General features: G+C 65.0%; 10 protein-coding genes. 2 read left to right on the forward strand and 8 right to left on the reverse strand.

What is annotated here, in order from left to right:
- Positions 1–2 precede the first annotated feature (2 nt).
- The 4 genes from Q3C01_RS02640 to Q3C01_RS02655 all read right to left on the reverse strand — a co-directional run bounded on the left by Q3C01_RS02640 (position 3) and on the right by Q3C01_RS02655 (position 5,099).
- Entirely contained in the window at positions 3–1,322 is a 1,320-nt protein-coding gene (locus Q3C01_RS02640; RefSeq protein WP_458143595.1) for an O-antigen ligase family protein, read from the reverse strand.
- Positions 1,323–1,440: 118 nt separating this feature from the next.
- Positions 1,441–3,108: a regulator gene (locus Q3C01_RS02645; protein ID WP_458143596.1), complete on the reverse strand. Its 1,668-nt coding sequence runs from the start codon at positions 3,106–3,108 to the stop codon at positions 1,441–1,443.
- A 9-nt stretch (positions 3,109–3,117) separates the two neighbouring features.
- Positions 3,118–3,816: a cysteine hydrolase family protein gene (locus Q3C01_RS02650; RefSeq protein WP_458143597.1), complete on the reverse strand. Its 699-nt coding sequence runs from the start codon at positions 3,814–3,816 to the stop codon at positions 3,118–3,120.
- 329 nt (positions 3,817–4,145) lie between these two features.
- Entirely contained in the window at positions 4,146–5,099 is a 954-nt protein-coding gene (locus Q3C01_RS02655; protein ID WP_458143598.1) for a hypothetical protein, read from the reverse strand.
- Between the two features lie 166 nt (positions 5,100–5,265).
- Here Q3C01_RS02655 and Q3C01_RS02660 point away from each other — a divergent pair, with 166 nt between their 5' ends.
- Entirely contained in the window at positions 5,266–8,742 is a 3,477-nt protein-coding gene (locus tag Q3C01_RS02660) for an indolepyruvate ferredoxin oxidoreductase family protein (protein ID WP_458143599.1), read from the forward strand.
- 263 nt (positions 8,743–9,005) lie between these two features.
- Here the strand turns inward: Q3C01_RS02660 and Q3C01_RS02665 are convergent, their stop codons facing one another.
- The 4 genes from Q3C01_RS02665 to Q3C01_RS02680 form a co-directional block, all read right to left on the reverse strand.
- Entirely contained in the window at positions 9,006–10,730 is a 1,725-nt protein-coding gene (locus Q3C01_RS02665) for an FAD-dependent oxidoreductase (RefSeq protein WP_458143600.1), read from the reverse strand.
- A 58-nt stretch (positions 10,731–10,788) separates the two neighbouring features.
- Entirely contained in the window at positions 10,789–11,808 is a 1,020-nt protein-coding gene (locus Q3C01_RS02670; protein ID WP_458143601.1) for a S1C family serine protease, read from the reverse strand.
- 72 nt (positions 11,809–11,880) lie between these two features.
- A complete protein-coding gene (locus Q3C01_RS02675) occupies positions 11,881–12,330 on the reverse strand; it encodes a hypothetical protein (RefSeq protein ID WP_458143602.1) in 450 nt (149 codons plus the stop codon).
- Positions 12,331–12,338: 8 nt separating this feature from the next.
- Entirely contained in the window at positions 12,339–13,940 is a 1,602-nt protein-coding gene (locus Q3C01_RS02680) for a GMC family oxidoreductase (RefSeq protein WP_458143603.1), read from the reverse strand.
- 192 nt (positions 13,941–14,132) lie between these two features.
- Here Q3C01_RS02680 and Q3C01_RS02685 point away from each other — a divergent pair, with 192 nt between their 5' ends.
- The gene (locus Q3C01_RS02685; protein WP_458143604.1) at positions 14,133–14,921 is read left to right on the forward strand and encodes a thermonuclease family protein; all 789 of its coding nucleotides are present in this window, start codon (positions 14,133–14,135) and stop codon (positions 14,919–14,921) included.
- Positions 14,922–14,944 lie beyond the last annotated feature (23 nt).

The following is a 14,944-nucleotide window of genomic DNA, read 5'->3' on the forward strand; positions in this document are numbered from 1 at the left end:
GTTCAGATGGTCGAGGGCTCGCCCGCCGCCGAGGGGAACCGGGCGAAGTAGTGCAGCGCGAACGTGGCCAACAGGAACGTGAACCAGCCCGGCTCGATGCGATAGAGAAACACCGTCTCCATCGAGGCGAGGTGGATGCCGAAGAGCCAGATTTGCAGGAACAGCGCCAGCAGCGAGCTGTCCGGGTGAATCCGTCGCGCGAGACAATAGTTTCGAAGTGGATTGTAGAGGAACACCAGAAGGCTCAGCGCGAGACCGGGCAGTCCGATGGTGACAGCAAGATCAAGATAGCCGTTGTGGCTGTGCGCAGCCTCCACCGCCCAGGCAGTGTCGCCTTCGGGCTGCAGGTTCGCGGAAGCCGGCTCACCCCAGAACGCCGCGAAGCCGTAGCCCAGGATCGGACGCATGCGAATGGCGTCGAGCACGAAACTCCAGATATCGGACCGGCCAGTGAAGGATGCATCCACCGGCAGAATCGCCAGCACCGAACGCAACTGCGGAAACAGCACCGAACCGATGGAGATCACGTTCAGCAGGGCGAGAGGCACGAAGGCGACCAGAGCCATCGCGCGCAGGCTCGTCAGCCGAAGCAGGAGCCAGGAGACCAGCACCGTATAGGCGCAGAGCGCGGTCGCGGTCTTGCCGCCTGAAAAGAACAGAAAGATCGCGCTGCTTGCGACCATCAAGACCCCGCCGATGAGATTGCCGGAGCGCAAGAGATGCAGGCCGACGAACACCAGCATGGCCATCACAGGCGCCGTGGAATTCTTGTGGCCGAAAGTGCCGCGCCAATCGCCGGCGAGGTGGGGCTCAGCGATGTCGTGTTGGGTGTGGGTCGCGAGATCCGGCACGAGCATCACGCCGAGATAGCAGAGCGCAAGCAGCGTCCAGGCCGCGAACGCGATGCAGCGGTTCAAGGTCGCTTCCGAACCCGCCAGCAGCGGCAGACTTGCCGCCAGCACGAAAGCGAAGGCAACGAGCACGAGCCGCATGACCGAGACCGAGGGGCTGGTCGACAGGACCGCATTGACGACGAGCCAGACCCAGTAAGCGGACATGGTGCCGCCGGCCGCGCCTGCCAGCGCGCCGTAGCGCTCATGCACCAGTAGCAGCGACAGGCCGGCCATCAGCCCGAAGACGGTGTAGTTGAGCGGGCCGTTGGTGGCGGACTCGACCTGAAGGCTGGTGTACGGTGTCGGCGTGATCCACACCATCAGCAGGATGGCGGTCAGATAGACGTGCCGCAGCGCAATTGGAACCGGGAGCCGGCCGAGCCAGAGATCGAGCGCCTCCCGGACGGAAGCGTTGTGCGCGGGTGGCATCGGTCACGGATCCGAGTTGGAACCGCGAAGTTTTATCGACCAATCGTTAACTTTCGCTGACGCCATAACAGGCGGCCGGGTCGCTTGCGTCGCCCGGCCGCTTTGCAGCTCTCAACATCTACTCCGCAGGCGCGGCCGACATCTCCGCATGCGAGGCGTAGTGCTCGCTTGTGCCGAGACGGCCGAGCGCGAACAGGCCGCCGGCCATCACGGCATAGGAGAGCGCCACCGCCGGCGTGACGCCGAAGCCGCTGCCGATGCCGACGGCCTCGCCATGCATGAAGCCGAAATAGGTGAGGACCGCACCGACCAGGGCGAAGCCTGATGCCTTCTCGAAGTCGCGCTCGATGATGAAGACGCCGATCGCCCCCAGGATCAGGCCGGCGAGAATCGAGCCGCCGCCCATTACCTCGAGGCCGTGATAGAACACGCCCTGCTGCGGCAGCGCGGCGATTGCGGCGGCCTTGACGGCATCCGCCTTGTCGCCGGCCATTCCGCCGACGGTCGCCGCCGCCGTCATGGTCGAGGCCAGCATGGTGTCGATCTGGAGTTTTGCCCAGGCGGCGAGATGTGGCGTCAGCGCCAGCACGATCGCCGGTGCATGCTTGACCGGCGTGCTCTGGAACGCCTGCGCACCGATCAGCATGCCGATATAGAGCAGGATCGGCGAGATCGCGACCACAGGCACCAGCGCCAGCAGCACCGAGATGATGCCGAACCAGGACAGCACCACCACCATCACGCCAGTCGCCGCGGAATAGCCGATGCGCCCGCCCATCGCCTTCCAGCCGGGATGCCCGATATAGACGGCGTTGATGAAGGGGTTACCCATCAGGCAGCCGATCAGGCTGACGACGCCGTCGGCGGTGAGAACGCGCGTCGTGGGATATTCGTCGCCAGCGGCTTCCGCGCTTTCGACATTGTCCATCGCCTCGACGAGGTCATAGATACCGAAGGGAATCGCGGTGACCAGGATGACGCCGAGGAACTCGAAGCCGGAGAACACGTAGCCCACGGCAGGAAGTGGCACCGAGAAGCCGAAATTGGCGAAGGCATCGCCAACGCCCTTCACGCTCAATCCGCCGAGACCAAGGCCGAACAGGTTCGAGCCCCAGGCGATGATCATGCCGACCGCGATCGCGACGAGGCCCGCCGGGATACCGCGCGGATATTTCACGCCGCCGAACCAGCTCACCAGGATGATGGCGAAGCAGACGAGACCAATCTGCGGCGTCATGTACATCTCCAGTGCGGGGCGCATCGAGATGAAGGTGACGGAGACGCCGGCGAGCGTACCGAGCAGCGCCGCGCGCGGCGTGATCCTGCGGATGAACGGCGCGATGAAGCCGCCGATCATCAGGATGAAACTCTGGAAGAACACCCAGACGAGGCCGGCCGACCAGCCCTTTAGCGGATCGCCCGTCCGAAGCGTGATCGGCAGCATGATCACGAATGTGACGATGAACATGTGCGGCACGCTCACCCCAGAGGGCAGCGCGCAGACGTCGCTGCGGCCCGTCTTCTGCGCCAGGCGGTAGGCGAGGAAGGCATAGTAAAAGGTCGACAGGCACATCATCAGCCCGAGCGCGGGCAGGATGCGGCCGAACACGAGGCTGTCAGGCATCTTCAGCACGAAGCGCAACAGGCCCGTAAGCACCAGCATGTTGACGAGGATGTTGGTGCCGAAGCCGAAGAACGCGTTCCAGTCGCCCGGTGTCCATAGTGCCGGCTTGAACTCGGTCTTATTGATCTCAGATTTGCCGGCCGTCCCTGTCAATGTGCTCATGGTGATCCCCTAAATGGTCGAAGTCTTCAACGCCTCCAGTACTGCGGCTGAGCTTGCTACCCAGCCGAAGATGCCGCCCTGGGCCTTGATCATCTTCAGACCCATCTCGTGAAACTCGGGGAAATAGGATGCGCAGCCGTCCGAGATGACGACGCAGCGATAGCCGCGATCATTGGCCTCGCGCACAGTGGTGTTGACGCAGACTTCCGTCGTGACGCCGCACACCAGCAAATTTTCGATGCCGTATTTCTCGAGCACGTCGGTGAGCTCGGTGGCGTAGAACGCGCCCTTTCCCGGCTTGTCGATCACGACCTCGCTGTCGAGCGGATAGAGCTCGGGGATGATGTCGTGGCCGGCCTCGCCGCGGATCAGGATGCGGCCCATCGGGCCGGGATCGCCGATGCGCAACGACGGCGCTCCGCGCTCGACCTTCGCGGGCGGCGCATCGGACAGATCGGGCAGATGGCCTTCGCGGGTGTGGATGACCAGCATGCCCGTGTCGCGCGCCGCCGCAAGCACCGCGCCGATCGGCTTCACCGCGCGCGCGAGCTGGCTGACATCGTTGCCGAGCGTCTCACCAAAACCTCCGAGCTCCATGAAGTCGCGCTGCATGTCGATGATGAGAAGCGCAGTGGTCGACCAGTCGAGCTTGATCGGCTCGGGCTCTGCGGTGATGACGCCCAGTGTCGGTTTCGCTGAGTTCAACATTCACGTCCTCGCGAGAACTCCCGTTACCAGCAGTTCTGCAAGCACCGTGCCATTGTGTACAATGGCGGTGGCGCGGGGCGGCTGCAGGATTTCGCTGCACTTTCAGCGCGTTATGCCGGAAGCCGCGGCCTGCTCATTCCCTGTGCGACGGCTTTGCGACGGGCATCTGCTCAAAGGATGAGCGGCAGCGACGCTCTCTCCACGCCGTCATTCCGGGGCGACGCGAAGCGTCGAGCCCGGAATCCATCTCGCCATTTGCGCTGCGGCCCGATGGGTTCCGGGCTCGCGACTTCGTCGCGCCCCGGAATGACGAGTGGAGGGATTGGCGCCTATCGCGCGCTCCCATACAACCGCCGATACTCCTCCTCATACGGCGCGTACGAGTCCTTGATCGTCGCCATATTGAGCAGCATGGTCGCGACCAGCGCGTTCGCGTTGTCGAACACGCGCGTCTTCACCCAGGCGCTCTCGGTGCGGCGGCTGCCGGAGAGCGCGACGACCTCGCGCTCGACCTCGTAGTCCTCGTCGACGAAGAGCGGGCCCTTGATGAGCCGGATCTCCTGATCGGCGAACAGGCCGACGGCCGGTCCCTTCGACGGCAGCGGATCGTCCTTCGCGCGGTACTGGAAGAGCACGCTCAGCATCTCCATCGGGATGACAGCTTTCCGCCACGGATTTTCTCTGCTCGAATAGAACGGCGAGTTCTCGGTGATGACCGCGAGCTTCTGCCGCAGCGAGAACGGATAGAGGTCGCCCATGTTCTGGTCGAGGCTCATGCGTACGCCCTGACGCTTGCTGGTCTGCGCCACCTTCACGTCGCGCAGGATCACGGGATCAGTGAGCGGCTTGAGCTCGGTGAGGCGCGTCTCGAGTGCGGTGGCAACCTGCGGATCGCCGATGGAGGCCGAGCCGCGCAGCACTTCGGTGCCGTCGCGTTTGACCATCTGGATCTGGCACTGGCTCGTGCCGGGAAGCGGCTTCGACAGGATCGCCTGCACCTCCTCGCCCTCGAAGCAGGCGTTGCGGTAATGCGCGGAGAGGCAGCCGGTCTCGAACCACGTCCGTCCCCACAGCCGCGCGCCGAGCGGCGCGAACTGGCTGAAGTGGGTCGGGCCTTCGATGGTGCCGCCCTTGAAGCCGAGCTTTTGCGCGGTGGCATCATCGTGGATCGACGCATGCGCGTCATAGACCTGCGCCTGCAACATCTGGCGCGGCTGGCGCCATGGCCCGATCAGGGCGCTGTCGGTTTCAGTGATGTCGCTGTCGAACGCTTGTGCGGTCATGGTGGCCTCCCTTGCAGCCATGACTAGCAGGAGCGACACGGATGCGGCCAGCGATATTGACTTCGCCGGCGCATGCTCTTGACTGCAACGAGCTGCTTCGCAAGGCCGCAAGCCCCCTCCCCGCGACGCAATTCCTCCAGCCGGAACAAGAAAAAGGAAGAACGAGATGACGCTGTTGCAGGTCGAGCTGGAGGACAAATACCGGCTCGAATCGAAGCGGATTTACCTGTCCGGCACGCAGGCCCTGGTCCGTCTTCCCATGTTGCAGCGCGAACGCGACCGGCTGGCGGGGCTCAACACCGGCGGTTTCATCTCGGGTTATCGCGGCTCGCCGCTCGGCATGTACGACCACGCGCTGTGGCGCGCGAAATCTCACCTCGCAAAGCACGACATCGCCTTCGTCCCCGGCCTGAACGAGGATCTGGCGGCAACCGCTGTGTGGGGCAGCCAGCAGGTCGGCCTGTTCCCGGGTGCCAAGGTCGATGGCGTGTTCGGCATCTGGTACGGCAAGGGCCCCGGAGTCGACCGCTCGGTCGATGCACTGAAGCACGCAAACTCCGCCGGCACCGCGCGCCACGGCGGCGTGCTGGCGCTGGCGGGCGACGATCACGGCTGCCAGTCCTCGACGCTCGCCCATCAGAGCGAGCAGGTGTTTGCAGCGGCGCTGATCCCTGTAATCAATCCCGCGACGCTGCAGGACTATCTCGATCTCGGCCTCTACGGCTTTGCACTGTCGCGCTTCTCCGGCTGCTGGGTCGGCTTCAAGGCGATCGGCGAGACCGTGGAGAGCTCGGCCTCCATCGACAGCGATCCGGCGCGCATCCAGATCAAATTGCCTGATGATTTCGAGATGCCGCCGGGCGGTCTCAATATCCGATGGCCCGATCCGCCGCTGGAAGCGGAGAAGCGCCTGTTCGGCCCGAAGATGGAGGCGGTGAAGGCGTTTGCCCGCGCCAACCAGCTCGACCGTATCGTGCTGGATTCAAAGCCCGCACGTCTCGGCATTCTCGCGACCGGCAAGGCCTATCTCGACTTGCGGCAGGCGCTCGCCGATCTCGGCATCACCGACAAGGACGCGCAGGATCTCGGTCTTCGCATCTACAAGGTCGCCATGACCTGGCCGCTGGAAGAAAGTGGTGCGCGGCGCTTTGCCGAAGGTCTTCAGGACGTGCTGATCGTCGAGGAGAAGCGCGGCTTCATCGAGGACCAGTTGATGCGCATCCTCTATAATGTGGATGCTGCGGGGCGCCCGACCATCGCGGGCAAGCGCGACGAGAACGGCGCGCCGCTGCTGCCGAGCGAAGGCGAGCTGACGCCGACCATGGTCGCCTCCGCGCTCGTGGCGCGACTGCGTCGGCTCGGTCATCAGAGCCCCCTGCTCGAGCAACGGCTGGCGCGGCTCGAAGCCTTCGACAATCCCGTCACAGCGAACGCGCCGATCAAGCTTTCGCGCACGCCGTTCTTCTGCTCGGGCTGCCCGCACAACTCTTCGACACGCGTGCCCGAGGGCAGCCGCGCCATGGCCGGCATCGGCTGCCACGGCATGGCCTTGAGCATGCCAAGCCGCCGCACCGACCTGATCTCGCATATGGGCGCAGAGGGCGTGAACTGGATCGGACAATCGCCGTTCACCACCGAGCAGCACATTTTCCAGAATCTCGGCGACGGCACCTACACTCATTCGGGGCTTCTCGCTCTTCGTGCCGCGTCCGCTGCCGGTATCAACATCACCTACAAGATCCTCTACAACGACGCGGTCGCGATGACCGGCGGCCAGCTAGCCGAGGGCGGCTTCAACGTCGCGCAGATCGCGCACCAGGTCTGGGCCGAGGGCGTCAAGCGGCTCGCAATCGTCTCGGACGATCCCACGAAATACCCAGCCGGCAACTACTTTCCGCAAACCGCGAGCGTCCATCACCGCCGCGAGCTCGATGCGATCCAGCGCGAGTTGCGCGACATCAAGGGCCTCACGGTCATCATCTATGACCAGACCTGCGCCGCGGAAAAGCGCCGCCGCCGCAAGCGCGGGCTCTATCCCGATCCGCAAAAGCGCGCCTTCATCAACGAGCTCGTCTGCGAAGGCTGCGGCGACTGCTCGCAGGCTTCCAACTGCGTCTCGGTACAGCCACTGGAAACCGAGTTCGGCCGCAAGCGGCAGATCGACCAGTCGAACTGCAACAAGGACTATTCCTGCGTCGAGGGCTTTTGCCCGAGCTTCGTGACCGTTCACGGCGGCACGCTGAAGCGGATCAAGACCTCGGCGGTCGATTCCGGGCAGTTGTTCGCCGATCTGCCGCTGCCGCCCGCGCGCGAGGTGGACGGGCCCTACAACATCCTCGTCACCGGCATCGGCGGCACCGGCGTCATCACCATTGGCGCGCTGCTCGGCATGGCGGCCCATGTCGACGGCAAGGGCTGCTCCGCACTCGATTTCACCGGCCTGTCGCAGAAGAACGGCGCGGTGATGAGCCATGTCCGCATCGCACGGAGGCCGGAGGACATCTCCGCGGTACGCATCACAACCGGCGGCGCCGACGTCATCCTCGGCTGCGACATGATCGTCTCGGCAGGTCCCACCGCACTCAGCCGCGCCGAGCGCGGCGTGACCAGGGCGTTCATCAACGCCGACCTGCAACCGACCGCGAGCTTCGTGCAAAACCCCGATCTCGATTTCGAGATGGGCGCGATGCAGACCGTGCTGCGCGATGCGGTCGGGGACAAAAACCTCGACATCGTCGATGCCACCGGCATTGCCACCAGCCTGATGGGCGATTCCATCGCGACCAATCCCTTTATGCTCGGCTTCGCCTTCCAGAAGGGCGCGATCCCGCTCTCGCTGGAGGCGTTGCTCCGCGCCATCGAGATCAACGGCGCCGCGGTCGAGATGAACAAGCTCGCCTTCACCTGGGGGCGCCTTGCCGCGCACGACATCTCGCGGGTGCGCAGCGTGCTCCAGTTCAAGAGCCGGGCGAGCGCGCCGGCCAGATCGCTCGACGACATGATCGCGACGCGTGCAGAGTTTCTGACCAATTATCAGGACAAGGCCTATGCGGATCGCTACCTCACGGCGGTCGCAAAAGTACGCCAGGCGGAGACGGCCGCCGCGCCCTCTTCCACCGAGCTGACCGAGGCGGTGGCGAAGAACCTGTTCAAGCTCATGGCCTACAAGGACGAGTACGAGGTCGCCCGCCTCTACACCGACGGCAGCTTCGCGAAAAAAGTGTCGGAGAAGTTCGACGGCGACTTCACGCTGAGATTCCACTTGGCGCCGCCGATCTTCGCGCGCCGCGACAAGGTGACCGGACATCTGCAGAAGCAGGAATATGGCGGCTGGATGATTCACGCCTTCCGCGGGCTGGCAAAACTGAAGTTCTTGCGCGGCTCCGCGTTCGATCCGTTCGGCCGCACCGCAGAGCGCAAGACCGAGCGGAAGCTGGTCGAGAACTATATTGCGATGATCGACCAGCGGTTCGCGGTGCTGAAGGCCGAACAGCTTCCGCTGCTGGCAACGCTCGCGCGTGTGCCGGAGACCATCCGCGGCTTCGGGCACGTGAAGGAAGGCAATATCAAGCAGGCGGAAGCCGAAAAGGCGCGGCTCGAAGCCGAGCTCGAGAACAGCCGCTTTGCGGCTGCTGCGGAGTAGAGTTTAGTCGGGAAACTCATTCCACGCGTCATTGCGAGCGCAGCGAAGCGACGAAGCAATCCGGACTTGCGCCACGGAAAGGTTGCTGGATTGCTTCGCTGCGCTCGCAATGACGAGATTGTGGAATGAGCTCGCCACACACTCAACTGTCGTCGCCCGGCTTGACCGGGCGATCAAGTACGCCGCGGCGTTTGTTGTGAATCTCGCCGCCTCTGGAATACTGGATGCCCCGCTTTCGCGGGGCATGACGGCGGAGGGGATGGTCAGAGTGAGACTGCGGCAGCACTCGGCATAACCATCGCCCCCTCCGCCATGTGCCGCCCCGCGATGTACCCAAACGTCAGCGCGGGTCCCAGCGTAATCCCCGGGCCCGGATAGTTGCCGTTCATGATCGAGCCCATGTCGTTGCCGCAGGCATAGAGGCCGGCGATCGGCGTGCCGTCCTCGCGCAGCACGCGGGCGTGGGCGTCGACCTTCATGCCGATGGCGGTGCCGAGATCGGCAGGATAAATGCGCAATGCGAAGAACGGCGCGCGGGTGATCGGCGCAACGCACGGATTTGGCTTTTGGCCGATATCGCCGAGATGGCGCTGATAGATGGTGCTGCCGCGGCCGAATTCGGGATCGCGGCCCTCGCACGCATGGGCGTTGTAGTCGGCGATTGTTGCTGCGAGCGAGGATGGCGCGATGCCGATCCGCTCAGCGAGAGGCGCGATGCTCGCGGCCTCGATCAGCTCGCCGCTCCTGACGTAGCGCCGGTAATTCCAGGTGAAGGGCTTGATACGGCCGAAGCCGTAGGTCCACAGGAAGTTGCGGTCACAGATCAGGTAGAATCGTCGATCAGGCTCGCCATTGCCGTCGCGGAGCATGGCGAGCACGAACTCGTGGTACGACAGCGCCTCGTTGACGAAGCGCCGGCCCGCCGCGTTGACGGCGATCACGCCAGGCTTGGCGCGGTCCGTCACCGTGTGCGGGAACACGCCGCGGCTGCCATCGGCGCGGCGGAACAGCGAAGCCGGCACCCAATAGGCCGGGCTCGTCGCCTCCGTGTTCAGCACGGCGCCGCCTGCGATCGCAAGGCGCAGCCCATCGCCGGTGCCTGCGGGCGTGGTTGCCGAGACATACCCCGCGGCGGTGGGAAAGAAGCGCTTGCGCAGAGGCGCATCGTGCGAGAAGCCGCCGGTGGCGAGCACAACGCCGCGACGCGCCGAGATCAGGCGGTCGCGCGAGCCGTGGCGGATGGTCACGCCGTTGACACGGCCACCCTCGGCGACGAGGTCCTCGACATCCGTGCTGAAGAGGATTTCGACCTGCCGCGTCAGCAGCGAGGCGTAGAGCATTGCCGCGAGCGCGTTGCCGAGATGCAGCGTGGTGCCACGCGGCGAACGCAGCCGCTGCAGCGCATGTTGCGAGATCAGCCGCAGCGAACGCAGGGTCGAGCGGACCGACTTTCCTATCTTGCGCAAGTGCGGGATGTCGAGCCGGTTGACCATCATGCCGCCGAGCAGCGTGAACTCCGGCAGCGGCGGTCGCAACCGGGCAAAATGGGCGCCCAGTCTGGTGCCATCGAACGCCACCGGCTCCAGCACGCGCCCGCCCACGGTGGCGCCCAGCCGCTCCGGATAGTAGTCGGGATAGGCCTTCACCGGCTGGAGGCGCACTTCGGTGTTGGCCTCGAGATAGGCGATCGCCTCAGGCCCGCGCGCAAGGAATGCGGCGCGCAGGCCTGCATTGGCAGGCTCTGGCACGGTGCTTGCGAGGTACTGGACGGCGTCAGTGACGCTGTCGGAGAGTCCCGCCGCTTTCATCTTGCCGTTGGCGGGGATCCAGACCATGCCGCCCGACCAGGCGGTGGTGCCGCCGACGAACGCGGTCTTCTCGATCACCAGCACACGCAGGCCTTCGGCGGCAGCGACGGCCGCCGCCGTCATGCCGCCGGCACCGGCGCCGATCACGATGACGTCGTAGGTCTCGTGCGCCGGCATCATGCGGCGGACTTTCCCGGGCAAAGCATGACGCAGTCATACTCGCCCGGCTGGTCACAGGCTAGCGGGCCGGCTTGCGCTCGACGGGATCGACGTCGATTGCCCGCAGGCGGCCGAGCCGCAGCACGTCCATGGCGACCTTCCGTCCGATGCGGTCGCGGTCGAGCACACGGATCAGATCGTCGACGCCGTTGATCTCGACGCCGTCGAGCCTGATCACGACGTCGCCGGGGAACAGCCCCGCCTTCGCCGCCGGCCCGTCCGGCTCGATCTGGGCAAGCAGCGCGCCCATCTTGTTCTCGACGCCAGCGAGCACCGCATGGCGCCGCGGGATCGGCGCGGTCTGGCCGGCGACGCCGATATAGGCGCGGCGGACATAGCCGTGGCGGATGATTTCCGACAGCACGAACTGCGCAGTGTTGCTCGCAACCGCAAAACAAATGCCCTGCGCGCCGCTGATGATAGCGGTGTTGATGCCGATCACCTCGGAATTCGACGAGACAAGCGGCCCGCCGGAATTGCCGGGGTTGAGCGCGGCGTCGGTCTGGATCACGTCCTCGATGGTCCGGCCACTGACCGAGCGGATCGAGCGGCCCAGCGCCGAGACCACGCCGGCGGTCACAGTGGACTCGAAGCCCAGGGGATTGCCGATCGCGATGACGAGCTGGCCGCGCCGCAAGCCCTTCGAATTGCCGAGCGCGGCATAGCGGAGGTCGCGGACGCCGTTGGCGCGCAGCAGCGCCAGATCCGTGTCGGGATCGACGCCAAGCACGCGGGCGTCGCCGACATTCCCTTCGATATCCCGCAGCCGGATCTCCTTGGACGAGCCGACGACGTGGCTGTTGGTGAGCACCAGCCCATCCGGCGAGATCACGATACCCGAACCGAGGCCGCCGCGCTCACGACCATTCGGCACCTTTGGCCCGGTCTCGACGCGCACCACGGCCGGCCCGACGCGCTCCGTCACGCCGATCACGGCATTGGAATAGGCATCGAGCAGGTTCTGGTCGTCGACGGGGGTGGATGGGACGGGTTGCGATGACAAGCTGGCATCGCTGAGATCTGAGGTTAAATCTAACATGGCGAATTTCCTTCGCGGGTCAGATGGTTACCTCGGACTTATAATGCAAGCCGGCCACTCTTCACGAACTGCTTAACTGACCTGACGCATCGTGTGAGCTCGGGCCTTGACCACGTCGAGCAGAGACCAATCGCCGTCCTCCAGCACGTGCCCTTTGGGGAAAGGCGCGCGCGGCTCGAGCCCGAGCGAGCGCAGCACGCGGTCATCGCGGTAATAACATTGCAGCACGACACGCACCAGTGTTGCGCCCGGCGCACCGCCTTCGGCTCGGAATGCGCCGATGACGCCGTCCCGCGTCGCAGCATCGAGTTCGGCAAGTGGCATGCCGGCAAGCCGCGCGAGATGATCGAGTGCCACGGCAACCGGCTTGGCGTCGCGGCCGAGCGTCGCGAGGATGTCGGCCTGGATGAGCTCGTCATCCGCACCGGGCATCCGGTACTCATCGCTCGTCGGGATGATCATGGCGGCAATGGTGCGCAAGTCCTGGCGCTGCCGCTGCGTGAGGGTGGCTTGGTCTGACATGGTCATCCCTAATCGAAGAGATTGGCGAGGCGCTGCTTCATCTGGTCGGCGACGTAGAGCGCGATGGCCTGGATGGTCGAGGTCGGGTTCACACCGCCCGAGGTGACGAAGACGCTGCCGTCGACGATGAACAGGTTCTTGACGTCATGCGAGCGACCCCATTCGTTGACGACGGAGCTTTGGGGGTCAGTGCCCATCCGCGCGGTGCCGAGCAGATGCCAGCCGCCCCAGGGGATCGGACTGTTGACGCAGATGTCGGTGGCTCCCGCGGTTTCGAGAAACTCCCGGCCGCGCGCCAGCGCGTGCTCCATCATCTTCCGGCTGTTCTCGCTGATGGTGTAGTCAATCTTTGGGGCGGGAATGCCGTGACTGTCCTTCAGGACGGGATCGAGCGTAACGCGATTGTGCTCTTCCGGCAGGTCCTCGCAGATCGCGGAGAATCCCAGCCGATGGCCGTTGAGCTTGCGGAAGACGCGGTGATGATCCGCGCCCCAGGGCAAAATGCCCTTCTGCTCGCTCACGACGGCTTCGAACACCGGTCCGGCACCGCGCACGAACTGGACGCCGTAGCCCCGCACGAAACCGCGTGACAGGTCTGTGTCGTAGAACTCCTTACTCCACAAGCAGGTCGGCGGCGCGCGATTACTGTCAGTCGGCTCCGTGACATAGCCGTAGATCTGCGCGTAAGGGTGGAACATGAGGTTCTTGCCGACGAGGCCTGATGAATTGGCAAGCCCATTCGGAAAGCGCCCCGACGCAGAGTTGAGCAGCAGGCGCGGCGTGCCGACGCCGTTGCAGGCGATGATGACGACGTGCGCGCCCTGGAACTGCTCGACACCGTCCTTGTCGTAGTAGACGACGCCCGACGCCATGCCGTTCTCGTCGGTCGTGATCTCGCGCACCCGGCAATGGGTGCGCAGCTCGACGCCGGCGCGGATCGCCTGCGGCCAATAGGTGATGTCGGTCGAGGCCTTCGCACCTTGCGCGCAGGCCGGCGTGCAATGGCCGAGGTTGATGCAACGCGCCCTGCCCTCGTAGTCCATCGTCGCAACCGTCGTGTCCGACGGCCACCAGTGCCAGCCGAGCTTGTTCATGGCCTTGGCGACGAGGGGACCGGAGAGCCCCAGCGGCTGCGGCGGCATCGGCGGATGCGTCAGCGGCGAGAGCGGATCGCCCGAGAGACCCGAGGTCCCCATGATCCGGTCGTTCTCCTCGAAGAACGGCACCAGCCTGTCGTAGTCGATCGGCCAGTCGTCGGCCACGCCGTCCAGCGTCTTCACCTTGAAATCGGAGGGATGTAGCCGCGGCCAGTGCGCGGTGTACATCACCGTCGAGCCGCCGACCGCGTTGAAATTGACGACCTTGATCGGCGAGTTGTCGTCGTTGATCGGATAGTCCTCGGGCCGGCCGCGGATGTTCGGACTGGTCGACCATTCGCCGTAGAACCTCGCTTCCCAGTCCCGGCCGGTGCTCGGATAGTCCGCCGGCTTCATCCAATCGCCCTGCTCGAGGCAAAGGATGTGCATCTTGGTCTCGGCGAGTGACCAGGCGACCGCGGCTCCGGAGGCGCCGGCGCCGATGATCAGGACGTCCACGGGGTCGTTTGCCAAAGTCATCCTCCCGCCCTCGCCGCTTCCCGGGCGATTAAGCCTTGCGTGCAACGTCAAACGATAGGGTCAGAGCGGCCGGCGAGTAAAGCCGCGGGGGACGAATGTCAGGCTTCGCTGGGCGCAGACCATTGGTGTTGCAATGTCGAGATGCTAGAGAACCCTCGCGAAAGAGCAAATCGATAGCGAGAACGTATGTCCTTCCAAAATTTCTTTGCCACCGCCCGCGCCGCCGCACTTGTCTTGTTTCTCGCTATCCTCGGCTGCGTCGCCGATACCGGACCTGGCTTCGCCGTGACGGCCAGCGCAACGGTACGGGACGGCAACTCCATCCAGCTCGGCGATGCGACCTACCGGCTGGACGGTGTCGACGCGCCGGAACTTGACCAGGTCTGCATCGACGACCACGCCGATCCCTGGACCTGCGGCCTGGAGGCGCGCGATCAGCTCACAAAGCTGATCAACGGCCGCAACGTACGCTGCGACGATGTCGGGCCCGAGAAGAGCTTTGGCAAGCGCCACCGCGCCATCTGCACGGCCGAGGGCGACAAGGCGAGCCTGAACGAGCAGCTCGTCCGCCTCGGTTTTGCCGTCGCGCGCGAGCCGATCAAGGCGAACGTCAAGCCGGCCGCCGCCGAGGCCAAGACGAATACGGCCGGCATCTGGAAGGGCTGCTTTGTTGCACCGCAGGAATTCCGCACCGGCAAAAAGGACGGCACACTGCTCGGCGCCGCCTGCCGCCCCGACCGCGACAAGGAAATCCGCACGGTGCTGTTTCCGGACGATCTGACCATGCCGCCGAATTGCAGCATCAAGGGCAAGCTCGCGGTGCGCGCGCGCGTCACCGGCAATATCGGCATCTACCATTTGCGGGGCTGCCCCAGCTATCCGGCGACGACGAAGCCGGACCGCTGGTTCTGCTCGGAGGACGACGCGCAAGCGGCGGGATTCCGCAAGGCTTACAACTGCCGCAGGCCGAAGTGATCTGAGCGAGGGCGCGACCTCGC

It is taken from the genome of Bradyrhizobium sp. UFLA05-109 (assembly GCF_054185165.1).

Excerpts from the sequence above, each read along its gene's own strand:
- Q3C01_RS02640 (WP_458143595.1), bottom strand. The coding sequence starts at position 1,322 with ATGCCACCCGCGCACAACGCTTCCGTCCGGGAGGCGCTCGATCTCTGG.
- Q3C01_RS02685 (WP_458143604.1), top strand. The coding sequence starts at position 14,133 with ATGTCCTTCCAAAATTTCTTTGCCACCGCCCGCGCCGCCGCACTTGTC.
- Q3C01_RS02645 (WP_458143596.1), bottom strand. The coding sequence starts at position 3,108 with ATGAGCACATTGACAGGGACGGCCGGCAAATCTGAGATCAATAAGACC.
- Q3C01_RS02670 (WP_458143601.1), bottom strand. The coding sequence starts at position 11,808 with ATGTTAGATTTAACCTCAGATCTCAGCGATGCCAGCTTGTCATCGCAA.
- Q3C01_RS02675 (WP_458143602.1), bottom strand. The coding sequence starts at position 12,330 with ATGTCAGACCAAGCCACCCTCACGCAGCGGCAGCGCCAGGACTTGCGC.
- Q3C01_RS02650 (WP_458143597.1), bottom strand. The coding sequence starts at position 3,816 with ATGTTGAACTCAGCGAAACCGACACTGGGCGTCATCACCGCAGAGCCC.
- Q3C01_RS02655 (WP_458143598.1), bottom strand. The coding sequence starts at position 5,099 with ATGACCGCACAAGCGTTCGACAGCGACATCACTGAAACCGACAGCGCC.
- Q3C01_RS02665 (WP_458143600.1), bottom strand. The coding sequence starts at position 10,730 with ATGATGCCGGCGCACGAGACCTACGACGTCATCGTGATCGGCGCCGGT.
- Q3C01_RS02660 (WP_458143599.1), top strand. The coding sequence starts at position 5,266 with ATGACGCTGTTGCAGGTCGAGCTGGAGGACAAATACCGGCTCGAATCG.